At 75.6% G+C, this 21451-nt stretch carries 21 protein-coding genes; 7 read left to right on the top strand and 14 right to left on the bottom strand.

The genetic code is table 11. The features are described 5' to 3' along the window. Positions 1-29 precede the first annotated feature (29 nt). The 5 genes from A2CP1_RS16790 to A2CP1_RS16770 all read right to left on the bottom strand — a co-directional run bounded on the left by A2CP1_RS16790 (position 30) and on the right by A2CP1_RS16770 (position 4549). Positions 30-386: an acyl-CoA thioesterase gene (locus A2CP1_RS16790; protein ID WP_015934480.1), complete on the bottom strand. Its 357-nt coding sequence runs from the start codon at positions 384-386 to the stop codon at positions 30-32. Between the two features lie 109 nt (positions 387-495). Next, positions 496-1314 (bottom strand): cation efflux transmembrane domain-containing protein, encoded by an 819-nt coding sequence (locus tag A2CP1_RS16785; protein ID WP_015934479.1) that lies wholly within the window; start codon positions 1312-1314, stop codon positions 496-498. A gap of 42 nt (positions 1315-1356) precedes the next feature. After that, positions 1357-2637, bottom strand: coding sequence for a trans-sulfuration enzyme family protein (locus A2CP1_RS16780; protein WP_015934478.1), 1281 nt, complete (start codon positions 2635-2637; stop codon positions 1357-1359). Positions 2638-2800: 163 nt separating this feature from the next. Then, positions 2801-3760: a hypothetical protein gene (locus tag A2CP1_RS16775; protein WP_015934477.1), complete on the bottom strand. Its 960-nt coding sequence runs from the start codon at positions 3758-3760 to the stop codon at positions 2801-2803. 48 nt (positions 3761-3808) lie between these two features. Then, positions 3809-4549, bottom strand: a complete 741-nt coding sequence (locus A2CP1_RS16770) for a 3-oxoacyl-ACP reductase family protein (RefSeq protein ID WP_015934476.1) — start codon at positions 4547-4549, stop codon at positions 3809-3811. A gap of 99 nt (positions 4550-4648) precedes the next feature. Between A2CP1_RS16770 and A2CP1_RS16765 the strand changes: the two genes are divergently transcribed. After that, complete coding sequence (locus tag A2CP1_RS16765; RefSeq protein ID WP_015934475.1) at positions 4649-5308, top strand: TetR/AcrR family transcriptional regulator; 660 nt, start codon at positions 4649-4651, stop codon at positions 5306-5308. A gap of 78 nt (positions 5309-5386) precedes the next feature. Here the strand turns inward: A2CP1_RS16765 and A2CP1_RS16760 are convergent, their stop codons facing one another. Beyond that, the gene (locus tag A2CP1_RS16760; protein WP_015934474.1) at positions 5387-6823 is read right to left on the bottom strand and encodes a GuaB1 family IMP dehydrogenase-related protein; all 1437 of its coding nucleotides are present in this window, start codon (positions 6821-6823) and stop codon (positions 5387-5389) included. 580 nt (positions 6824-7403) lie between these two features. Between A2CP1_RS16760 and A2CP1_RS16750 the strand changes: the two genes are divergently transcribed. Next, positions 7404-8816 carry a response regulator gene (locus A2CP1_RS16750; protein WP_015934473.1) on the top strand — a complete coding sequence of 471 codons (1413 nt, stop codon included), beginning with the start codon at positions 7404-7406 and terminating at the stop codon, positions 8814-8816. A gap of 212 nt (positions 8817-9028) precedes the next feature. Next, entirely contained in the window at positions 9029-10081 is a 1053-nt protein-coding gene (gene rsgA, locus A2CP1_RS16745) for a ribosome small subunit-dependent GTPase A (RefSeq protein WP_015934472.1), read from the top strand. Positions 10082-10156: 75 nt separating this feature from the next. On the opposite strand, the gene A2CP1_RS16740 is transcribed toward rsgA, so the two are convergent. Beyond that, the gene (locus tag A2CP1_RS16740; RefSeq protein ID WP_015934471.1) at positions 10157-10897 is read right to left on the bottom strand and encodes an SDR family oxidoreductase; all 741 of its coding nucleotides are present in this window, start codon (positions 10895-10897) and stop codon (positions 10157-10159) included. A gap of 62 nt (positions 10898-10959) precedes the next feature. Between A2CP1_RS16740 and A2CP1_RS16735 the strand changes: the two genes are divergently transcribed. Further along, on the top strand, positions 10960-11886 hold the full coding sequence (locus A2CP1_RS16735; protein WP_245529815.1) for a LysR family transcriptional regulator: 927 nt from the start codon (positions 10960-10962) through the stop codon (positions 11884-11886). 5 nt (positions 11887-11891) lie between these two features. Here A2CP1_RS16735 and sigJ read toward each other — a convergent pair whose 3' ends face one another. Beyond that, positions 11892-12800 (bottom strand): RNA polymerase sigma factor SigJ, encoded by a 909-nt coding sequence (gene sigJ / locus A2CP1_RS16730; RefSeq protein WP_015934469.1) that lies wholly within the window; start codon positions 12798-12800, stop codon positions 11892-11894. Between the two features lie 140 nt (positions 12801-12940). Here sigJ and A2CP1_RS16725 point away from each other — a divergent pair, with 140 nt between their 5' ends. Further along, positions 12941-13432: a carboxymuconolactone decarboxylase family protein gene (locus tag A2CP1_RS16725; RefSeq protein WP_015934468.1), complete on the top strand. Its 492-nt coding sequence runs from the start codon at positions 12941-12943 to the stop codon at positions 13430-13432. A gap of 67 nt (positions 13433-13499) precedes the next feature. On the opposite strand, the gene A2CP1_RS16720 is transcribed toward A2CP1_RS16725, so the two are convergent. Further along, positions 13500-15311: a hypothetical protein gene (locus A2CP1_RS16720; RefSeq protein ID WP_015934467.1), complete on the bottom strand. Its 1812-nt coding sequence runs from the start codon at positions 15309-15311 to the stop codon at positions 13500-13502. A gap of 291 nt (positions 15312-15602) precedes the next feature. On the opposite strand from A2CP1_RS16720, the gene A2CP1_RS16715 reads away from it, so the two are divergent. Both A2CP1_RS16715 and A2CP1_RS16710 read left to right on the top strand, forming a co-directional pair. Continuing rightward, positions 15603-16085: a DoxX family protein gene (locus tag A2CP1_RS16715; RefSeq protein ID WP_015934466.1), complete on the top strand. Its 483-nt coding sequence runs from the start codon at positions 15603-15605 to the stop codon at positions 16083-16085. 70 nt (positions 16086-16155) lie between these two features. Beyond that, on the top strand, positions 16156-16911 hold the full coding sequence (locus A2CP1_RS16710) for a YciI family protein (RefSeq protein WP_015934464.1): 756 nt from the start codon (positions 16156-16158) through the stop codon (positions 16909-16911). On the opposite strand, the gene A2CP1_RS16705 is transcribed toward A2CP1_RS16710, so the two are convergent. The 5 genes from A2CP1_RS16705 to A2CP1_RS16685 all read right to left on the bottom strand — a co-directional run bounded on the left by A2CP1_RS16705 (position 16901) and on the right by A2CP1_RS16685 (position 21439). Continuing rightward, positions 16901-17848, bottom strand: a complete 948-nt coding sequence (locus A2CP1_RS16705; protein WP_049771395.1) for a sigma-70 family RNA polymerase sigma factor — start codon at positions 17846-17848, stop codon at positions 16901-16903. The genes A2CP1_RS16710 and A2CP1_RS16705 overlap by 11 nt on opposite strands. Positions 17849-17920: 72 nt before the next feature. Continuing rightward, positions 17921-18403, bottom strand: a complete 483-nt coding sequence (locus A2CP1_RS16700) for a BON domain-containing protein (protein WP_015934462.1) — start codon at positions 18401-18403, stop codon at positions 17921-17923. A gap of 192 nt (positions 18404-18595) precedes the next feature. Next, positions 18596-19441 carry a carbohydrate ABC transporter permease gene (locus A2CP1_RS16695; protein ID WP_015934461.1) on the bottom strand — a complete coding sequence of 282 codons (846 nt, stop codon included), beginning with the start codon at positions 19439-19441 and terminating at the stop codon, positions 18596-18598. Between the two features lie 10 nt (positions 19442-19451). Next, a complete protein-coding gene (locus tag A2CP1_RS16690) occupies positions 19452-20396 on the bottom strand; it encodes a carbohydrate ABC transporter permease (RefSeq protein WP_015934460.1) in 945 nt (314 codons plus the stop codon). Next, complete coding sequence (locus A2CP1_RS16685) at positions 20393-21439, bottom strand: ABC transporter ATP-binding protein (protein WP_015934459.1); 1047 nt, start codon at positions 21437-21439, stop codon at positions 20393-20395. Before A2CP1_RS16685 ends, A2CP1_RS16690 begins: the two co-directional genes overlap by 4 nt. Positions 21440-21451: the final 12 nt, after the last annotated feature.

Genomic DNA, 21451 nt, shown 5'->3' with positions numbered 1-21451 from the left:
GCACCGCCTTGGGGCGGCGGGCCCGCGGACTAGGGAGGGCCGAAGACCTCGCGGAACGCCTCGGGCACGTGCACGACGCGCCGCGCGGCGTAGTCGAAGAACACGATGCCGGTCTTGGCGCGGGCGATCTCCTTGCCGCTCGCCGCGTCGGAGAGCCGGTAGACGAGGTCACAGCCGCGCGATCCCAGGTCCGCGACGGCGACGTCCACCCGCAGCGTCATCCCCCAGGCGCCCTCGGCCCGGTAGACCACGGCGGCGTCGACCATCAGGATGCCCGGCCCGCGGACGTCGAGCTCGGTCCAGCCGTGCCGCGCGAACAGCCGGACGCGCGCCTCGTGCACGAGCGACAGCACCGCGTCGTTGCCGAGGTGCCCGCCGTGGTTCACGTCGCCGATGCGGATCGGCAGCTCGGTGGAGAAGGCGAAGGTGTCGGGCAGCTCGACGTGGACGCGGGACAGGGGACGCCTCCTCGGGGACGGGGCGCCGGCGAGGCTATCACCGCAGGCGCAGGATGCGGATCGCGCCGACGAGCACCAGCAGCGCCACCGCCGTGCCGATGACCAGGTCCGGCAGCGCCGAGCCGGTCCACGCGACCAGCGCGCCGGCCGCGATGACGCCCAGGTTCGCGAGGACGTCGTTGGTCGAGAAGATCCAGCTCGCCTTCATGTGCGCGCCGCCGTGGCGGTGGCGGGCGACGAGCGCGAGGCAGCCCACGTTGGCTGCGAGCGCCAGGGCAGAGATGCCGATCATCGCCGGCGACTCCGGCGCGCTGCCCCCGACAAGCCGCCGCGCGACGTCGGCGAACACGCCGACGGCCAGGGCCGCCTGGAGCACGCCCGACACGTGCGCGGCCCGCAGCTGCGCCCTGGCGGCGCGGCCGACCGCCCAGAGGCTCAGGCCGTACACCAGCGCATCCGCCAGCATGTCGAGCGAGTCGGCGATGAGGCCGGTGGACTCGGCGAGCCAGCCGGCCACCACCTCGACCAGGAACATGGCCGCGTTGATGGCGAGCAGCAGCCGCAGCGTGCGGGCCTCCGCCCCTGCCTCGGGCGCGGCCGCGGCGGCCCCGGCCAGCGCGCCGTCGTGCGCGGCCGACGCCGCCACCTCGGCGCCCAGCCCGAGCGGCTGCAGCCGGGCCAGGAGCGGCGCGGGATCGCCGGCGTGGAGCACGGTGAGCGTGCGCGCCTGCAGGTCGAAGCGCAGCTCGGCGACGTCCGCCGCGCCCTCGAGGGCCAGGCGGATCATCCGCTCCTCGGAGGGGCAATCCATCCTCGGCACCGCGAACACGGTGCGCGTCTTCTCGGCCGTCGCCATGTCGCGGCGGAGTATAGACGACCGCGGCGAGCGCGGCGGCGCTCAGGCCGGCAGCGACGCGAGCGCGCGGTCGAGGTCGCCGATCAGGTCCGCGGGGTCCTCGATGCCGATGGAGAGCCGGATCACGGAGTCGGTGATGCCCGCCCGCTGCCGCGCCTCCGGCGTCATCGACGCGTGCGTCATCGAGGCCGGGTGCGCCACCAGGCTCTCGACGCCGCCCAGCGACTCCGCCAGCGTGAACCAGCGCAGCGTGCGCAGCACGTGGTCCACCCGATCCGGGCGGCCGTCGCGGAGCTCGAAGCTGAGCATGGCGCCGAAGCCGCGCTGCTGCGCGCGCGCGAGCGCGTGCTGCGGGTGCGACGGGAGGCCGGGGTAGTGAACCCGCGCCACCTGCGGGTGGCCGGCCAGGAACTCCGCCACCCGCTGCGCGCCGGCCTCGTGCGCCTTCACGCGCAGCGCCAGCGTCTTCAGGCCGCGGAGCACCAGGAAGGCGTCGTGCGGGCTCTGGGAGGTGCCGAGCAGGTTGTTCATCGACTGGATGCGCTGCAGGAGCGCGGTGCGGCCGCGGGGCGCGACCACCGCACCGCCGACCACGTCGCTGTGGCCGTTCAGGTACTTGGTGGTGGAGTGCACCACCAGATCGGCGCCGTGCTCGAACGGGCGCTGGAGCGCCGGCGAGAGGAACGTGTTGTCCACCACCACGAGCGCGCCGCGCCGGTGCGCCAGCTCGGCCACCGCGCGGATGTCGGTGAGGCGGAGCAGCGGGTTCGACGGCGTCTCGATCCAGACCATCCCGGTGTTCGGCCGCAGCGCGCGCTCGACCGCGCCGAGGTCGGCGAGGTCGAGGTAGGTGACCTCCAGCCCGTACGCCTGCCGCGCGTGCTCGAGCGTCCGGAACGTGCCGCCGTAGCAGTCCACGGTACAGAGCAGGTGGCTGCCGTGCGGGAGCAGGTTGAGCGCCACCAGCACCGCGGCCATGCCGGTGGTGGTGCAGGTCGCCCCGGCGCCTCCCTCCAGCGTGGCGATGGCCTCCTCGAGCGCGGCGCGCGTCGGGTTGCCGCTGCGCGTGTAGTCGTAGCCGGCGTTGGTGCACACGTCGCGGAACGCGAACGTGGACGACTGGTAGATGGGCGGCATCACCGCGCCGTAGGCGGGGTCGGGCTGCACGCCCGCGTGGACGCACTGCGTGGCGAGCGCGGCCCCGGGGACGAGCGGCGCACGCTCCGCCCAGCCCGCCCGTGCCGGCGTGCCGGGCGCGACGATGGTGAAGTGGTAGGCCGGGTTGCCTGGCACGTTGGAGTCGAGGTGGACGTCTTCGGACATGGCGGCTCCTGGGGCCGTGCGGCGGGCGCGGCCGGGCGGATGTTCCTATCAGACCGCGAATCCGTTTTCTAGGACGTGCGTCCGTTTTATGTAGATGCCCGACGTAGACCGCTAGTTATGGGCTCACCGGCGTCCGTTATGTCGGAGGCACGAGCCGAACGGCTCAGGCGCCCGGCCGCGCCTCCCCCGCGACCGCCGCCCGGGCCCGCGCCAGCATCACCGCGTAGGCCGCGCCGAGCCCCGCGAGGCAGGCGAGCCCGAGCGCCACGTAGCGGCCGGAGAGCGCGGACGCGCTCCAGCGGTGCACCTGCATGAGCGTGCTCGCGTCGGAGAGGCCGACGCCCTCGATCTCGCCGAGCGGGAGCTCCCCGGGGTCGCGCCACGCGTGCACCCAGCCGTGCAGCGCGTCCACCAGCGCCGCCGCGCCGATGACGAGGAAGCCCCACCGCAGCGAGCCGCGGCCGAGCGGGCCCTCGGGATCGGACCAGATCGTCGCCACCAGGGCCGCGCCGATCACCATGCACCCCGCGTCGCCGCCGAACGTGATGAGCGCCCGGGCGGTCCCGGCCGGCAGCAGCGTGCAGACGAGCTGGACGCCGAGGCCGGCCAGGCCGGCGGCGAGGAGCGCCCGCCGCCCGGTGCGCCAGCCTCGCCAGGCGAGCGCGGCGAGCCCACCGGCGACCGACACCACCACGAGCGGGAGCCGCGCCGCCGAGATCGGCGTTCGCCAGGGGCCGGGGAAGGCGCCGTGGCCGCACAGCCAGGCGGTGGTGGCGTGACCGAGCTCGTGGATCCACATGGACAGGAAGGTGCGGAGCAGCGCGTGGCCGGGTCCGCTCGCGACCAGCGCGAGCGCGACGAGCAGCGCGGCAGGCGGCGCGACCGCCCGGATCCACAGCTCGCGGCGGGCGCCGTCCAGCGCGCCGGACCAGCGCGCCGGCGGCGGCATCCCGAGCGCGCCGCCCTCCGCGCCGAGCTCCGGCTGCGGCGCATCCGGCAGCGGGGTGGCAGGCACCGGCCGCGGCCGGGCCTTCGCATAGATCACCCCGCACCCCGGGCACTCCGGCCCGGGCGCGCGGGGTGCGCCGCAGCGCGGGCAGGCGTGACCGGGTGCGTTCGCCATCGCGCCACTCTACCGGAGCGGGTGGCGCGATGGCGCCGCGTTCGCCCGTCAGGCGGTGATCCCCCCGTCGATGGCGAGCGAGACGCCGGTGACGAACGCGCTCTCGTCCGAGGCGAGGTACGCCACCAGGCCGGCCACCTCGTCGCCCGTCCCGTACCGCGGCAAGGCCAGCATCGGCAGGACGGTGGAGGCGAGCGGCCCGCTGGCCGGGTTCATGTCGGTGTCGATCGGGCCCGGCGACACCAGCGTCACGCTGATGCCGCGCGGGCCCAGATCGCGCGCCAGGCCCTTGGTCAGGCCGACGAGCGCGGCCTTGCTGGCCGCGTACGCGGAGATGCCCGCGAACGGGACCCGCTCGTCGTGGGCGCTGCCGATGGTGATGATGCGCCCGCCGGCGCGCAGGTGGCGAGCGGCCGCGCGCGCGCCCGCGAACACCGATCGGAGGTTGGTCGCGACGATCCGATCGAAGTCCTCCAGGGTGGTCTCCTCGACGGGCTTGAGCGTCGCCACGCCTGCGTTGCTCACGAGGAAGTCGAGGCGCCCGTGCTCGGCGGCGACCTCGTCCACGATCCGCTCGACCGCCACCGGGTCGGCGCTGTCCACGCGGTACGCGCGCGCGCGGCCGCCCGCGCGCTCCACCGCCTCCGCGATCCGGCGGGCGGGCTCCTCCGAGCTGACGTAGGTGAACGCGACGGTCGCGCCCTCCCGCGCCAGCCGCCGCACGATGGCGGCCCCGATCCCGCGGCTCCCTCCGGTCACCAGCGCCACCTTGCCCTGCAGGTTTCCCATGGTTGCTCCCGTTCTGTATTGAACGACATAGAAAGCCTACGGCGCTTGCCAGGGAGCCGCCCGACTTTCTATGCTGTACGACACAGAAAGGGGGCCGGCATGGGCACGCGCGGGCGGCCTCGCTCGTTCGACCGGGGCGAGGCGCTGCAGAAGGCGATGGAGGTGTTCTGGGATCGCGGGTACGACGGCGCCTCCATGGCGGACCTCACCCGCGCCATGGGGATCAACTCGCCCAGCCTCTACGCGGCGTTCGGGAGCAAGGCGGCGCTGTTCCGGGAGGCGCTGGACCTGTACGCGGCCACCGAGGGCGCGGGCGGGCGGTGCGCGCTGGACGAGGGCACCGCGCGGGAGGCCCTCCGCGGCATGCTTCGCGCGACGGTGGAGGGGCTCACGGCGGCGGGGAAGCCACGCGGCTGCATGATCGTGCTGGGCGCATGCCAGGGCGGCGCAGACGGCGACGGTGCGGCGCTGGACGCGCTGCTGCGGGCGCGCCGCGCCCGGGCGGTCGAGGACGTGCGCCGGAGGCTCCGCCGCGGCGTCGACGAGGGTGACCTTCCGCCAGGGGCCGACGTGGAGGCGCTCACCGCGTTCTACGCCACCGTGCTGCAGGGGCTCTCGCTCCGGGCGCGCGACGGCGCCTCGCGCGCCGAGCTGCTCGGGATCGTCGAGTCCGCCATGGCGGCGTGGGACGCGCTGCTGCGCCCAGCCGCCCCGCGTCGTGGCGCCGCGCGCGGCCGCCGCACGCACGCCGCCCGCTGACGCCGGCCGGCTCGGTGCACCTGGCGCGACGAACGGGCGGGCGCCGAGCGGCCCGGATGCGTCCCGGGCCGCGGCCGCTCACCCGCGGGGCTTGCCCTCGACGTAGCCGCCCGCGGTCTGCACGCCCACCACCGCCTTGCGGTGGAACTCGGGCACCGACGCCGCGCCGGCGTAGGTGAACGCCGACTGCACCCCGGTGATCACGTCCACCAGGATCGCGCCCACGCTCTCCCGGCCCTCGCGGATGTAGATGCGCGAGGTGGAGATGCCCTCGCGGAAGAAGCCCTTCTTCGCGCGCTCGAACGGATCGATGCCGGCGGTGCGATCGCTCACCGCGCGCGCGCTCGCCATGCCGTAGTTCTCCTTGTACGGCCGCCCCTCGCGATCCTCCTTCACGTCGCCGGGGCTCTCGTACGTGCCGGCGAGCGCCGTCCCGATCATGACGCGCGAGGCGCCGGCCGCGAGGTACAGCGCCACGTCGCGCGGATCGCGGACGCCGCCGTCGGCCCACACGTGCCGCCCGCGCCGGTGCGCCTCGCGGGCGCACGCGAGCACGGACGTGAACGTCGGGCGCCCGGCGCCGGTCTGCATGCGCGTGGTGCACATCGCGCCCGGGCCCACGTTCACCTTGACCACGTCCGCGCCGGCGTCGAGCAGGTCCCGGGTGCCCTCCGGCGTGCACACGTTCCCTGCCACCAGCGGCAGCCGGTCGCCGATGGCCCGCCGCACCTCGCGGATCGCCTCGACCATGCGGCGCTGGTGCCCGTGCGCGGTGTCGAGCACGATCGCCGCGACGCCCAGCTCGGCGAGCCGCGCGGCCGAGGTGGCGGCGTCGGCGGAGATCCCCACCGCGGCAGCGACCATGAGCCGGCCGGCGGGGTCGAGCGCCGGCGCGAGCAGCTCCAGGCGCACGGCGTCGTCGCGGGTGAGGACGCCGACCAGCCGGCCCGCGCCGTCCACCACCGGCGCGGCCTTCACCCGCTGCTCCTCCATCCGCAGGAACGCCTCGCGGTTCGGCGTGCCCGCCGGGAGGGTCACGAGGCGCGACGACATGAACGACGCGGCCGGCGAGTACTGGTCCTGGTCGCGCAGGTCGGCGTGCGTCACGATGCCGACCGGGCGGCGCTCGTCGTCCACCACCACCACCATGTCGTGCGCGCGCTTCCGGATGATCCCCTGCACGTCGCGCAGCGTGGCGCGGGGCGAGACGGAGAGCGGCGTGTCGTGGCGCGGGTCCACGGACCGGATGTGCTGGATGATCCGCGCCGCGGTCTCGAGGCTCATGTCCTGCGGCAGGACGCCGAGCCCGCCCAGCCGCGCCATGGTCTCGGCCATCCGCTTGCCGGTGACCGCGTTCATGTTGGCGGAGACGACCGGGTGGGAGCCGCCCGCGAAGTCCACCGGCCGGAGGTCCACCTCCAGCCGCGAGCCGCCGTCGAAGTAGCTGGGGACGAGGAACACGTCCTCGAGCGACAGCTCGAGCGCCTCGTCGTGCTCCGGGTGGAGGAAGCGCATGTCCACCGGATAAGCCGGACGGGCGGGCCGTGCCCATCCCAGGACGGACGGAGCGGGCAGGTGGGCGGTCGGTCGCACCCTCGGCCGCCGTGCCCGCGCGCGCCCGCTGTCCCGCGCGTCGCGGACCGGACCCCCGACTCGCGAGTGCCGGGGGACCCGCCGCGCCGGGCTCGCGAGCGCGCGGGGCGCAGACCGCACGGCAGGCGCGGATTTTCGCGCGGCCCCCCTTCGTCGGCGGTGCGCGCGCCGCGGCGCACCATGCAGCGGGGGTGGTGGCGCGGCGACCCCCGCCGGCGACCCAAACCTGCGTCATCTCGCGCGCTGGCGGGCGGTACGCTCCGTGCTCTTGCGGCGAATCGATGACCGCACGAACCCCGCCGTCACGGCCTGCGCTCGTCTGCCTCGCGGGCGCCTGGCTGCTCGCCGGCCCGGCCTGCGCCGCGTCGCGCACCGCGGCCGCGGTCGCGCCTGCGGGGCATCCTGCGCGCCCGCGCGTGGAGCTGCTCGCGCCCTGCGCCGCCGCCGCCCGCGACGGCGTACCATGCACCCACCGTCACGCCGTGCTGGAGGTGAGCTACTGATGCCGGAGTCCGTCGTCGTGAGCTTCGGTCACGTCCACGGCGCTCGCGCGCGCGAGGTGACGGGTGCGCTCGCCACCGTCCTCGCGCTGGTGCGCGAGGACCTGGAAGGCTGCGAGGCGGGGTTCCGGCGCGAGTCGCAGGGCCTGCTGGCGGTCGTGCGGCTCGACGCGCCGAAGCCGGCGGCCGCGGTGGCGCGGCTGGCGTTCTGGTGCGCGCGGGCGGGCGGCGTGGCGCTGTCCCTCTCGCAGGCCACCGCGTCCACCCGGGCCAACGTCGTCGACGCGCTCGGCGCCAGCGACGCACGGGTCTCGCTCGGGCAGGACCGCGTCGCCGAAGGGGTGACGGTGCTCGCCGCCGCTGCCGGGCTGGACGAGCCGGTCGAGCCGCCGGGGCCGCTGCCGGTGCTGGTGCTGTCCCTGGGCGGCCCGGGATGGGAGGCGATGACCTACGACCCTGCGAGACGCCGGCTGTTCGTTCCGAGCCCGCTCTCGCCTCCGCTGGGCGACCGCTTCGTGCTGCGGCTCGAGGGAGCGCCGGGCGAGGAGCTCACCTGCTCCGGGACGGTGCGCACGGTGGCGGTGGGCGATCCGTTCCAGCCGCGGGACGCGGCGCCGGCGGGGTTCGTGGTTGCGGTGGAGGAGGGGCGAGGGCTGCACGCCTACCTGGCCGAAGCGTGCCCGCCGCGCACCGACGGGGGCCGACGGTCCGCGCCACGCTTCCGCGTGGGCGGCCGCACCCGCCTGACCACGCCGGCCGCCGCGGTCGAGGCGCGCTTCGAGGACGTGTCCCACGGCGGCGCGTTCGTGAGCACGGGCGCCCCGGTGGTCCCGGGCACGCCCATCCGCCTCGACCTGTCGACGCCGCATGGCGAGCGGCTGGGCCTGGCGGCGACCGTGGTCCATGGGCGTGCCGGGGGCGTGGGCGTCGAGTTCGGCGCCGGACCGGCGGCGCGCGCCGTGCTGGACGCGGCGGTCACCGGGCTCACCGCGGCGAGGCCGCGCGCGCTGGTGGTCGACGACGACGCGCTCGCGCGCGCGATGCTCTCCGAGGCGCTCGCCGGTCGCGGCTTCGAGGTGGTGACGGAGCGCGACGCGCTGGCCGGGCTGCTGAGGCTGGCGGAGGAGATCTTCAGCCTCGACGTCCTCGTCACCGACGTGGTGATGCCGGAGGTGGACGGCGGGGAGCTGGTGCGGCGCATCCGCCACGTGGGCGGCGAGCGGGACCTGCCGATCGTGGCGGTCACGGGGAGCGAGGACCCCGCGCTGGCCGCGCGCCTCCGGGCCAGCGGCGCCGACGAGGTGCTCGCGAAGCGGATCGGCCCCGACGGGATCGCCGACGCGGTGGTGAAGCTGCATCGGAACGTCCGGGCCGGTCGGGCCGGGAGCCCCGAGCCGACGCGCGCCTGCCGCTGAACGCCGCGCCATCCGGCCGCACTCGCCGCCAGGGCGGTTGACGCCCGGCGGCCAGCCGCCTAGAAGAGACTCGTGACCGATCGTGTCCTCTAGCCCGAGTCGTCGCGCGCCGCGCTCCCGCGAGCGCCCGCGCGACCCGTGCGCCTCCGACGCGTCCGCCCGTGCGGCGCGACGGCGGCGCGTCCGTCCGCTCGTGCATTCGAGGTCCAACCGTGTCCACCCTCGCAGCTCTCGGCTGGGGTCCGTACTTCTCGGCGCAGCTCTCCTCTGAAGAAGCCTCCACTCTCCTCGTCGGCCGCGTCGTCGCGGACCGCGGCCGCCGGCTGCGCGTCCGCTTCGAGGCGGGCGATCGCCTGGCGATCGTCCCCGGCCACCTGCTCGGCGCCGAGCCGGTGCCGGTCGCAGGCGACTTCGTGCTCACCACGCCCGGCGAGCCGCCGGTGATCGCGCGCGTGCTGGAGCGGCGCTCGGCGCTCTCGCGCAACGCCGCCGGCCGCGCCACCGTCGAGCAGGTGCTCGCGGCCAACGTGGACGTCGTGCTCGTCGTCCAGGGCCTGGACGAGGGCGCCCACCCGCGCCGCCTGGAGCGCACGCTCGCCGCGGTGCACGCGAGCGGCGCCGAGCCCGCGGTGGTCCTCACCAAGGCCGACCTGGTCCCCGACCTCGGGGAGGCGCTCGCCGAGGCGCGGGCGGCCGCGGCGGGCGCGCCGGTGCTGGTCGCGTCCGGCGTGAGCGGGGAGGGCCTGGACGCGCTGGCCGGCCTGGTGGGGCCGGGGCGGACGGCGGTGTTCGTCGGCCCCTCCGGCGCGGGGAAGTCCACCCTCGTGAACGCGCTGCTCGGGCGCGCCGAGCAGCCGGTCGGCGCCGTCCGGGCGCGCGACGTGCGCGGGCGCCACACCACCACCGCACGGCGCCTGTTCGAGCTGCCCGGGGCGGGCTGCGTGATCGACGGCCCGGGGATCCGCGAGCTCCGGCTGTGGGACGCCGGAGGGCTCGCGGCCGCGTTCGACGACGTCGCCGCGCTCGCCGCCGGGTGCCGGTTCCGGGACTGCCGCCACGCCGGCGAGCCCGGCTGCGCGGTGGCCGGGGCGGTGGAGGCGGGCCGGCTCGACGCCGGGCGGCTCGAGAGCCTGCGCAAGCTGGAGCGCGAGGCGGCGCTCCAGGAGGCCCGCCGCGGCGGCGCGGCGGCGCGGGCGGAGAAGCTGCGCTGGCGGCCCATCAAGAAGGCGCAGCGACGGATGTACCGCGACCGCGACCGCGGGTGAGCCGGGCGCCCCGGCCGCCGGCGGCGCGCGCGGCCGGGGCGCTCGCCTCGTGAGGACGGGGTCGCGGAGCGCCGCCTAGACCAGCGGATGCCCCCCGTCCACCCGGAGCACGCTCCCGGTGGTGAAGCCGTTCTCCATCAGGAACGCGGCGGCGTGGGCGACGTCCTCCGGCCGCCCGATCCGGCGGGCGGGGAGCCGCTCGGCCATCGCGGCGAACGTCGCCGCCTTGCCGTCGCCGGCGACCGCGTCCCAGATCTCCGTGTCCACCCACCCGGGCGAGAGCGCGTTCACCCGCAGCGGGGCGAGCTCCAGCGCCGCGGCCCGCACGAAGGCGGCCAGCGCGCCGTTCACGGCGGCGATCATCGCGCCCCGTGGCATCGGGCGATCCGCGGCGATCCCGGTGGTGAACGTGAGCGAGCCGCCCGGCCGCAGCCTGGGCGCCCCGTGCTTCGCGAGCAGCAGCGCGCCGAGCAGCTTCGAGTCCACCACCGCGCGGGCCGCCTCGAGGTCGAACGCGGCGATGGGCTGGTACGCGGGCACGACCGCCGTCGCGACCACGTGGTCGGCGGCCGGGACCTCCCGGAACAGCCGCATCACCTCGTCCTCCTGCCGGACGTCGGCCGCGACGGCCCGCGCCCGCGCGCCGGCGCCGAGCGTTCCGAGCGCGCGCGCCAGGCGCTCCCGGGAGCGCCCCGCCAGCACCACCTCCGCGCCGCGCGCCAGCGCCTCCCGCGCGACCGCGAGGCCGATGCCCGACCCGCCGCCCACCACCACCACCGTCCGATCCTTCAGCCCGGCCCCAGTCGTCGTCGTCATGCACGCATCCATGCCCGCGGCGGCGCGGGTGATCAACGGGACGATCCGGTATGCTTCGTGCCATGGATGAGATGATCGATCCGGGGGACCTGCGGCTGTTCGTGGCGGTGGCGCAGCAGTCGAGCTTCGTGGCGGCGTCCCGGCGCACCGGCGTCCCGACCAGCACCGTCAGCCGCGCGGTGGCGCGCCTGGAGGAGCGGCTCGGGGTCCGCCTGCTGCACCGCACCTCCCGGCGCGTCTCCGCCACGGACGAGGGGGCGCGGCTGCTCGCGCGCGCGGCGCCGCTGCTCGATCAGCTCCGGGACCTGCTCGAGGACGCGGCCGATCGCGAGGAGGAGCCCTCCGGCAGGCTGCGGGTGACGGCGCCGGTGGTGACGGGCGCGGAGCGGGTCGGCCGGGCGCTCATCGCGTACGCGGCGGCCCACCCGCGCGTCAGCGTGGACCTGCGGCTCACCAACTCGGTGCTGAGCCTGGTGGAGGAGGGGCTCGACCTGGCGTTCCGGGTCGGGCCGGTCGCCGAGGCCGACGTGGTGGCGCGCCGGCTCTGGGCGATCCCGTCCGCGCTGGCGGCCTCGCCGGAGGTGGTCGCGCGCGCGCTCGGGGGCCGGCGGCGGGTGGACGCGGCGACGCTGGCGCGGGCGCCGGCGGTGGTGACGCACCCGGGCCGGCCGTGGCGGTTCCTGGGTGCGGACGGGGTGGTGCGCGAGCTGCGGCCGAACGAGCGCTTCGCGGCGACCGACCCGCGCGTCGCGGTCGAGGCCGCGCTGGCGGGGCTCGGCGTGGTGCGCGCGCCGGCCGAGATGATCGCCCGCGCGGGAGGGCTGGTGGCGCTGGAGTGCGCGCTGGGGGAGCCGGAGGGGCGGGAGCTGTTCGCGGTCTACCCGTCGCGGCGGCTCGTGCCCCGGCGCGTGCGCGACGCCATCGAGTGGGTCCGGCGCACGGGACCGGGCGGCTCCGACGTCGCGCGCCGCCGGCGCCCGCCCGGCTGATCGGCTCAGCGCGCCCGAGCGGGCTCGACCCGCCGCAACTTGTCCGGGTTGAGCACCGCGTAGAACGCGGTCACGCGCTCGCCGTCGGTGGCGAACGAGATGGTCGAGAACGGCCGGCCGTCGAGGGTGGTGAGGATGGCGGGCTCGCCGTTGACCCACACCAGCTCGCGCCGCGTCCGGCCGGCGCCCTTGCGGGCCACGTTCAGCATGAACCGGACGATGCGCGCGCTGCCGCGGAGCCCGCGAGCGACGTGGACCTTGCCGCCGCCGTCGGAGGTCCAGGTGGCGTCGTCGGACACGAGCGCGAGCAGTGCCTGCTCGTCGGCCGCGGCCAGCCGGTCCAGGAAGCGAGCCACCAGCCGGTGCTTGGCCTCGAGCGGCACCTCGAACCGCGGCCGCCCCTCGCGCACCCGCAGCCGCGCCCGGTGCACCACCTGGCGGCAGGCCTCCTCGCTCCGGTCCAGCACCCTGGCGATCTCCGCGTAGCCGGCGCCGAACACGTCGCGGAGCAGCAGCGCGGCGCGCTCGTCCGGCGAGAGCCGCTCGAGCAGCACCAGGAACGCCATGGACAGGTCGGAGGCCAGCTCGGAGCGCGCGTCGGCGGGAGGCGCGGCGCCGGTGACGAGCGGCTCGGGCAACCAGTCGCCGACGTAGCGCTGGCGCTCGCCGCTCGCCTGGCGCAGCCGATCGACCGCGAGCCGGCTCGTGACCGCCACCAGCCAGGCCTCCGGGTTCTGCACCGCCGCGACGTCCGCCTCGTGCCAGCGCAGGTAGGCGGTCTGCAGCACGTCCTCCGCGTCCGGGACGGTGCCGAGCATGCGGTAGGCGATGCCGAACAGGCGGGGGCGGAGGCGCTCGAACGCCGAGCTCCGCTCCGCGGGGTGTCCAGGCGTGGTGGCGGAGGTGGTCATCATGGAGCCGAGACGATCGAGGTGACGGTGCCGTGACCGCGATGCCGTCGCCCGGTCCGATCGGGGCGTCGCGGGCCGGCCGGTCACGGGACGGGGACGCGCCCGTCTTGCCGGTCATGAACCACGAACAACGAGGAGAGGCCATGCAGCCGAGAATCGATCACGGGAAGGTCGCGCCGGGGGCCCTGCGGGCGATGTACGCGCTCGAGCAGTACGTGCGGGGCTCGGGGCTGGACCTGACGCTGTACCACCTGGTGAAGCTGCGGGCGTCGTACCTGAACGGCTGCGCGTTCTGCGTGGACATGCACACCAAGGAGGCCCGCGCGCACGGCGAGACCGAGCAGCGGCTGTACGCGGTGCCGGTCTGGCGGGAGACCCCGTTCTTCACGCCGCGCGAGCGCGCCGCGCTCGCCTGGACGGAGACCGTCACGCTCATCGGCCAGACCGGCGTGCCGGACGAGGCGTTCGAGGCGGCGCGGCAGGAGTTCGAGGAGGCGGAGCTGGTGAACCTCAGCATGGCGATCGTCGCCATCAACGGGTGGAACCGCCTGGCCGTCTCGTTCCGGGCGCCCGTCGGCACGTACCAGGTCGGCGCGAACCGTGCCCCCGCGGAGCCCGCGGCGCAACGAGCCTAGGGCTGCTGCTGCGCCGGCCGCGGACCCCGGGCCACGACGGCCCGGGGTCCCGGCGACGCGCGGCCGCTCAGGGCGCCAGCTCGACCGCGATCCCGTCGTCTCCCTGCGGCAGGAGCGTGTCCTCGCCCACGACGATCGTGCCGCCGAACGTGCCGCCCACCGTGACCTCGTGGTCGGCGCCGTACGAGAGCGCCTGCGCGCGCGTGGAGCCGCACTGGCCGTTGGTCGGCACGGTGCGCGTCCAGAGCGGCGTGTTCGCGAGGTCGAACGTGCGGACGGTCACGGCCAGGCAGCTGGTCGGGTTGCCCGCGACCGCCGCGCGGCCGGTGGGGTCCACGCCCAGGAGCGCCGGCCAGAGCCGCTCCACGCCGCGGGCCCAGCGCGGCTTCCCGTCGGGCTCCAGCACCGCCAGCACCAGCCCGCCGTTGTCCACCGTCGAGTCGCCCCAGGTGACCGTGCCGGCGCGGTCGGCGAGCAGCACCAGCGTCCCCTTGCTGGTGGTCCCGATGCCGCTGAAGTAGCCGAGGGTCGCGGACTGGACCGACCACTGGAACTTGCCGTCGGTCCCGAGCTTGACCACCTGCGCCGTCCAGGTGCCGGAGGCGGGCGCCGGCGCGCCCTCGACGAGGCCGCTCGAGGCGTGGCCGGCGACGTAGGCCTCGCCGGTCGGCGCGAGCGAGATCGCGTCCACCCACTGCGACGCCTTCGACCAGAGCTGCTTGCCCTCCCAGGAGTACTTCTCGACCACCGGCGCGTACGTCTGGCGCGGGGCACGGAACAGGAGCGCCGAGCCGGAGTCGTCGGTCGCGAGCTGGTTCACGCTCGACCCGGCCAGCGACACGGTCCAGACGTAGCGCCCGTCGGGACCGAGCTTCACCAGGGCGGAGTCCTGGATCGCGCCGCCGCCGAGGTCGATGCCCGGGCGACCGGTGCAGTCGCCCCAGCACTGCGGGTCGATCGCGAGCAGCACGTTGCCGAGGCGCGTGACCGCCATGCGGAACACCGGCCAGCCGGCGTACGTGAAGGTCTTCGACCACACCGCCTTGCCGTCGTGGTCCCGCTTCTCCAGGCGCAGCGTGCCGCCGCCCGGCCCGGCCTCGTCGATGGTGGTGGAGAGCAGGACGCGCGATCCCTGCTCGTCCACGCCGACCGCGGCGTACACGTCCGGCCCGGGGGTGCTCACGGTGGCGTACCAGCGCACCGTCGGGGCGGGCGCGGGCACGCCGCAGACGTTCTGGTTGCCGCCGCCGCCGCACGTCTGGCCCTCGGGGCAGGCGCCGCAGTCGAGCGTGCCGCCGCAGGCGTCGTCGATGCGGCCGCAGTCCTTCCCCTGGGCGGCGCAGGTGGTCGGCGTGCAGGGTGCGGGGCCGCAGGTGTTCGAGGCGGTGCAGACCTTCCCGCTGCCGCACGCGCCGCAGTCGAGCGTCCCGCCGCAGCCGTCCGGGATGGTGCCGCAGGTCTTGGCCTCCTTCGCGCAGGTGGTGCGGGTGCAGCCCGCCGCCGGCGTCCCGCAGACGTTGGGCGTGCCGGCGCCGCCGCAGACCTGGCCCTGCGGGCAGCTCCCGCAGTCCAGCCGCCCGCCGCAGCCGTCGTCCACCTGGCCGCAGTTCTTCCCCAGCGACTGGCAGGTGGCCGGGTGGCACGCCGGCGCCCCGCAGGCGTTCGCCGTCCCGCCGCCACCGCAGGTCTGGCCCTCGGGGCACCCGCCGCACTGGAGGAACCCGCCGCAGCCGTCGCTCACCTGGCCGCAGGACGCGCCCGCCGCCGCGCAATCCGTGGGCGTGCAGGTCTCCCGCTTTCCGCCGCTACTGGAGCCGCAGCCCAGCCACGCCACCACCCCGACGACGATCCCCGCCGCCCGCAAGCTCGCGCGTTCCACGGCCGCCTCCCCGACCGCGCGTCAGGCGCGATCGCCCCGGCGTCAAGGTGCCGTCTCGGGGAGCGCCGAGGCGACGCCCCACGCGGCGCACCCCTACACGGCGGGGTCGGCGGGCGTTTACGACCCGTGACGGTCGTCCGCGCACCCCCCGCTCACGCTTCGATGAGAATTCCCTCCGGACCGTGTCGATCCGGAGAGGCGTCGATCGTCGCGACGAGGGGCGGCGGGATGGGCGCCGACACGCACGTCCAGGGGCGAGCGCCCCGGACCCGACAGGTCAGGAGTACGACAATGGAGCTGACGACGGACATCGGTGGGCGGAACACGGCGGGCGCGGAGCCGGTGCAGGCGGGCGCGACCTCGAGGACCGCGGTGTGGACCGGTCGCGTGCTGAGTGGCCTCGCCATCGCGTTCCTCGCGCTCGACGCCATGGGGAAGCTGGTGCGGGCGGCGCCGGTGCTGGAGGGGACGCAGCAGCTCGGGTTCCCGCTCGACACGGTGGTGGGGATCGGCGCGACGCTGCTCGCCTGCGTGGCGCTGTACGCCGTCCCGCGCACCGCGGCGCTCGGCGCGATCCTGCTCACCGCGTATCTGGGCGGCGCGGTCGCGACGCAGGTGCGGGTGGGGAACCCGCTGTTCAGCCACGTGCTGTTCCCCACCTACGTCGCCGCGCTGATCTGGGGCGGCCTGGTGCTGCGCGACCGGCGGCTGCGGGTGGCCCTGCTGCGGGGGCGCGCCGCCCGCGAGGCCGAGGAGGCGTCATGGGGCAGGTGATCTCGAGGGACGGGACCGCCATCGTGTTCGAGCGGCAGGGCGCGCGATCACCCGCGGTGGAGGTGGGCCGATGCGCTTCCTGATCATGCACCGGACCACGCCGGCGTGGGAGGCGGGCGCGAGGCCGGGGCCGGAGCTGATCGCGCGGGTGGGCGCGATGATCTCGGCGATGCAGGCCGCGGACGTGCTGCGCGCGGGCGAGGGGCTCCGGTCGAGCGCGCAGGGCGTCCGGCTCCGGTTCACCGCGGGTCACCGCGCGGTGCTGGCCGGTCCGTTCAGGCCGGAGAACGAGCTCCCGGCGGGGTTCGTGATCCTGCGCGTCGCCTCGATCGAGGACGCGGCGGAGTGGGGCGCGCGCCTGGGCCAGGCGCTCGGTGGCGACGGCGTGGAGGTGGACGTGCGCCCGGTGACCGAGGCGTGGGATCTCGGCGTCGCGCCGGCGCCGGAGGGGCTGGCGACGCGCCGATACATGGCGCTCCACAAGGCCACCGCCGCCACCGAGGCGGAGGAGCCGGCGCCGCCCGCGCGCGCGGGCGCGGTCCGGCGCGTGCTCGAGGAGATGCGCGCCGCCGGCGTGCTGCTCGCCGACGAGGCGCTCCGGCCCAGCGCCCGCGGGCAGCGCCTCCGCTTCGGGCGCGGCGGGGTCACCGTCGTGGACGGGCCGTTCGCCGAGTCGAAGGAGCTGATGGGGGGCTACGTCATCGTGGACGTGCCGTCGCTGGCCGAGGCGCGCGGCTGGGCCGAGCGCTACGGGGTGGCCGTGGGGTGCCCGGAGGTGGACCTGCGGGCCATCGCCGAGCCGGCCCTGAGCGCGGCTACGAGGTGAGCTCGGACGGGAGGCCGAAGCGCGGGAACAGGGTGGCCGTGTCGAGGAACGCGGTCCAGGCGGCGATCCCGCCGGGCGCCGGCTCCAGCACGAGGAGCGCCCAGGGGCGGTGGACGCCGGGGCCGGCGGGCCGGTACTGCGCGAACGCGGGCAGGCCGCTCGCGGCGGTGGGCACCAGGCGCGAGCCGCGGCAGCCGGCGCCCGGGCCCGTGAGCCAGGCCGCCACCGCCTCGCGCCCCCGCAGCCAGAGCGAGAACGGCGGCATGGAGAAGCAGGCGTCCTCGCGGAGCGTCGCGGTGAGCGCCGCCACGTCGTAGCGCTCGAAGGCGTCCACGTAGCGCTCGAGCAGCACGGCCTCGGCCTGCGACAGCGCGGCGCCGGGGCCGGAGGGATCCCGCGCCGGCAGCGTCGCGCGGGCCCGCTGCAGCATGCTGTTCACGGCCGCCACGGACGTGTCGAGGTCGCCGGCGATCTCCGCGGCCGACCAGCCCAGCACGTCCGCCAGGAGCAGCGCGGCCCGCTGGCGCGGCGGCAGCTGCTGGAGCGCGGCCACGAACGCGAGCCGGATGCTCTCGCGCAGCAGCACCTGCTCGGCGGGATCGACGTCGGCCGGGATCGCCTGCGCGTCGGGGATGGGCTCGATCCAGCGCTCCCCAGGGAGCGCCTCGAGCGCGTCCGCCGCGGTGCCGGCCGGCCCGAGATCCACCGGGCGGGCCCGCCGCGCCCGGTCCTCCAGCGCGTCGAGGCACACCCGGGTGGCGATCCGGTACAGCCAGGTGCGGAGCGACGAGCGTCCCTCGAAGCGCTCGAGGCTGCGCCAGGCGCGCAGCAGCGTCTCCTGGACCGCGTCGTCCGCCTCGGCGGCGGAGCCCAGCATCCGGTAGCAGTGACCGGTGAGCGCCGCCCGGTGCGTCTCCAGCTGATCGACCGTGGTCATGCGACCGAGGTCATAGCGGAGGACCAGGCCGGTGCGAAGCGCCAGCGCGGCCCCCATGCGGGCGCCACCCGCCTAGCTCTGCAGGCCCGGGTGCTTGCCCGGCGCGTCGTGCACCTCGAGCCGGTTGTCGATCCGGCGGACGCCGCGCACCTGCCCGATCGCCGTGAGCAGGCCCTGGACCTCGTCCCGCAGGATCGGGCCGGCCAGCGTCACGATGCCATCGTCGGCGTGCACCTGGATCGACCGGGCGTGGCTCACCGGACGACCCATGTGCGCGCGCACCCGCTCGACCAGGATGTCGTCGGGCACGCGCTCGTCCGCGTGCGCGAGCTCGTGGCGCCTCCCGCGCGCCCGGTTGGCCACGTCCTTCGCGCGCCGCTCCGCCTCGCGCCTCGCCTGGCGGGCGGCCGAGGTGGCCTTGTCCCGGACCAGCGCGCGGCGGGCTGCGCCGCGGCGCGGGTCGAGCAGCGCGGCGGCGAGCGCGCCGAGGGCGGCGCCCGCGAGGAAGGACGGCACGCTCCCGCCCCACGCCCGGCTCCGTCGTTCGAACCACATGGCGGTTCCTCCCGTTCCGGGGCCCGAAGCCCCAGCTACGGTACGCATCGCGCCGGGAGGTGCCGACGGAGGCGGGGCGCGGGGCGGGCGCGCGCGAGCCCGGCGCATCCGCGGGCGGACGCAGGGACGCGGCTCGAGCGTCCGCTCACCGCGAGCGCGGAAGGACGGACGGAGGCGGTGGGCGCGGGCCCCTCACTTCACCGCGCCGACGGTGAAGCCGGCGATGAAGCGATCCAGGAACACGTTGTAGACGATCGCGATGGGCAGGCTCGCCAGCAGGCAGGCCGCCATGAGCGAGCCCCAGTAGTAGACGTCGCCGCGCACCAGGTAGATGGGGACGCCCACGCTCACCGTCTGGTGCTCGGCCGAGGAGATGAAGGTGAGCGCGTACACGAACTCCTGCGTCACCAGCGTGAACGAGAAGATCACCACCGTCAGGATCCCCGAGACCGAGATCGGGATGACGAGCTTCACGAACGCGCCGAACCGGGTCAGCCCGTCCACCAGCGCCGCCTCCTCCAGGTCCTTGGGGATGGCCTTGAAGAAGCCCATCAGCAGCCAGATCGAGAACGGGACGGTGAACGTCGGGTAGGTGACGATGATGGCCCAGAGCGTGTCCTGCAGCCCGAGCTCCGCGACGACCCGGGACATGGGGATGAAGAGCAGGGTGGGCGGGATGAGGTAGGTGAGGAAGATGCCGATGCCGAGCTGCTGCCCCGCCGCGCCGGTGAGCCGCGCCAGCGCGTACGCGGCCGGGACCGCGAGCAGGAGCGTGATGACCACCACCGCCGCGCCGGCCAGCGTGGTGTTCCAGAACCAGCGCAGGAACAGCGTCTCGTGGAACAGGAAGCGCAGGTGGTCGAGCGTGGGCGCCGCGTTGAAGATGAACGGGTCGTGCTCGACATCGTAGAGGTCCGAGGTCTGCTTGAACGAGGTGATCGCCATCCAGTAGAACGGGAACGCGAGCAGCGCCGCGAACCCCGCCACGATCACCCAGCGGCCGATGCGGGTGCCGAGGGTCGCCTGCGTCCGGATCACGCGCGCCTCCTCACGTCACCTCGGCCCGGTGCGCGACCCGCAGCATCAGGAACGCCACCGCGACCAGGATGGGCACCAGGAACACCGAGATGGCGGCACCCTCGGCCAGGTCCGAGCCGAGCACGCCGGTGAAGAACGCCAGCGACGGCAGCACCTGGGTGGTGTCGTACGGACCGCCGCGGGTCAGGATGTAGACCACCGTCATGTCGGTGAACGTGAAGACCACCCCGAACAGCACGGCGACGTTGATGATCGGCCGCATCATGGGGAGGGTGATCTGGAAGTGCGTGCGCCAGAACCCGGCCCCGTCCACCGCTGCCGCCTCGGGGATCTCCTTCGGGATGGAGGTCAGGCCGGCGAGCATGATCACGGTCGCGAACGGGATCATGCGCCAGGCGTGCACGGCGATCACCGAGCCCATGGCGAGCGCCGGCTCGCCCAGCCACATGGGCGGGTCGAACCGGTTCACGAGGTGGAGCCGCGCGAGCACCCAGCTCACCACCGAGTAGATGGAGTCGAGGATCCACTTCCAGCCGATCGCGCCGAGGCTGATGGGCGCGACCCAGGGCAGCAGGATCAGGAACCGGACCGCCGCCCGGCCCCGGAAGCGCTCGCGCAGCGCGAGCGACAGGGCCGTGGCCGCGACCAGCACGATGACCTGCGTGGCGACCGTGAAGACGAAGGAGTCGAGCAGCGCGCGGCGGAACGTGGGGCTGCGGATCACGCTGCGGAAGTTGTCGAGGCCGACGAACGACCAGCCCTCGGAGCCGACGGTGACGTCGCTGACGCTGTACAGGAACGCGAGCGCCAGCGGCAGGCCCACCAGCGCGAGGATGTAGACCACCGCCGGCGTGAACAGGGCCACGCCGAGCCAGGTCGCCGAAGACGGGCCGCGGCGGCGCGGGACGTCGCGGAGCGCTCCGGCGGCCGGCCGCGCCGCGTCGGCCGGGGTCATCGCCACGCCAGCTCCCGCGTGGGCACGCGCCGCTTGGTGCCCGGGTCGAACAGCCGGAGATCGCGCTCCGCCACCGCCAGCGGGTGCACCGCGCCCTCGTCGAGCCCGGTGCTCGCGCCGAGCGTCATGCGCGACACGACCTTTCGCCCGCCGAACCGGCCGCCCTCGACGACGCCATGCAGGATCCGCTCGGAGCCGAGGTACTCGACCGCCTGCACGAGGACGTCGAGCGCCACCGCCGGGCCGGTCACGGTCGCGCGCGGCAGCAGGCTCTCGGGGCGGAAGCCGGCGATGACGTCGCCGCCGTCGACCAGGTTCATGGGCGGCGAGCCCAGGAACGTGGCCACGAACGTGTCGGCCGGCTCGTCGTAGACCTCCTTCGGCGTGCCCACCTGCCGCACCACCCCCTTGTCCAGCACCACGATCCGGTCGCCCATGCTCATGGCCTCGACCTGATCGTGCGTGACGTAGATGGTGGTGGTGCCCACCCGCGCGTGGAACTGGATCAGCTCGGTGCGGGCGGAGGCGCGCAGCTTCGCGTCCAGGTTCGAGAGCGGCTCGTCCAGCAGGAAGACGGTCGGCTCGCGCACCAGCGCCCGGGCCAGCGCCACCCGCTGCCGCTCGCCGCCGGACAGCTCCCGCGGCTTGCGGGCCAGCAGGTGGCCGATCCCGAGCAGCTCCGCGGCCCAGCGCACCCGCTCGCGGCGCCGGTCGCGGGGGACGCCGTGCGCCTTGAGCGGGAAGCCGATGTTCTGCTCGACCGAGAGGTGCGGGTAGAGCGCGTAGCTCTGGAACACCATGGCGATGCCCCGGGCGCGAGGCGGGAGCCCGGTGACCACGCGGCCGCCGATGAGCACGTCGCCGCGGGTGGGCTCCTCCAGCCCGGCGATCATCCGGAGGAGCGTGGACTTGCCCGAGCCGGAGGGCCCGAGGAAGACCAGGAACTCGCCGTCGCGGGTGGCGAGGTCCACCTCGTTGACCGCGGCGCCCTGGTCGGCCTTCCGGAAGATCTTGGTGAGCCTCCGCGTCTCGACGACCGCCACGCGCCCCTCCGC

The organism is Anaeromyxobacter dehalogenans 2CP-1, assembly GCF_000022145.1.
GTDB classification, from domain to species: domain Bacteria; phylum Myxococcota; class Myxococcia; order Myxococcales; family Anaeromyxobacteraceae; genus Anaeromyxobacter; species Anaeromyxobacter dehalogenans.
This window is presented reverse-complemented; position numbering and strand designations above follow the sequence as displayed.

Coding starts and splice junctions, on each gene's coding strand:
- A2CP1_RS16715 (WP_015934466.1), top strand. CDS start 15,603: ATGGAGCTGACGACGGACATCGGTGGGCGGAACACGGCGGGCGCGGAG.
- A2CP1_RS16710 (WP_015934464.1), top strand. CDS start 16,156: ATGCGCTTCCTGATCATGCACCGGACCACGCCGGCGTGGGAGGCGGGC.
- A2CP1_RS16705 (WP_049771395.1), bottom strand. CDS start 17,848: ATGACCACGGTCGATCAGCTGGAGACGCACCGGGCGGCGCTCACCGGT.
- A2CP1_RS16735 (WP_245529815.1), top strand. CDS start 10,960: ATGGATGAGATGATCGATCCGGGGGACCTGCGGCTGTTCGTGGCGGTG.
- A2CP1_RS16725 (WP_015934468.1), top strand. CDS start 12,941: ATGCAGCCGAGAATCGATCACGGGAAGGTCGCGCCGGGGGCCCTGCGG.
- A2CP1_RS16760 (WP_015934474.1), bottom strand. CDS start 6,823: ATGCGCTTCCTCCACCCGGAGCACGACGAGGCGCTCGAGCTGTCGCTC.
- A2CP1_RS16700 (WP_015934462.1), bottom strand. CDS start 18,403: ATGTGGTTCGAACGACGGAGCCGGGCGTGGGGCGGGAGCGTGCCGTCC.
- A2CP1_RS16750 (WP_015934473.1), top strand. CDS start 7,404: ATGCCGGAGTCCGTCGTCGTGAGCTTCGGTCACGTCCACGGCGCTCGC.
- A2CP1_RS16690 (WP_015934460.1), bottom strand. CDS start 20,396: ATGACCCCGGCCGACGCGGCGCGGCCGGCCGCCGGAGCGCTCCGCGAC.
- sigJ (WP_015934469.1), bottom strand. CDS start 12,800: ATGATGACCACCTCCGCCACCACGCCTGGACACCCCGCGGAGCGGAGC.
- A2CP1_RS16765 (WP_015934475.1), top strand. CDS start 4,649: ATGGGCACGCGCGGGCGGCCTCGCTCGTTCGACCGGGGCGAGGCGCTG.
- A2CP1_RS16770 (WP_015934476.1), bottom strand. CDS start 4,549: ATGGGAAACCTGCAGGGCAAGGTGGCGCTGGTGACCGGAGGGAGCCGC.
- A2CP1_RS16780 (WP_015934478.1), bottom strand. CDS start 2,637: ATGTCCGAAGACGTCCACCTCGACTCCAACGTGCCAGGCAACCCGGCC.
- A2CP1_RS16775 (WP_015934477.1), bottom strand. CDS start 3,760: ATGGCGAACGCACCCGGTCACGCCTGCCCGCGCTGCGGCGCACCCCGC.
- A2CP1_RS16740 (WP_015934471.1), bottom strand. CDS start 10,897: ATGACGACGACGACTGGGGCCGGGCTGAAGGATCGGACGGTGGTGGTG.
- A2CP1_RS16785 (WP_015934479.1), bottom strand. CDS start 1,314: ATGGCGACGGCCGAGAAGACGCGCACCGTGTTCGCGGTGCCGAGGATG.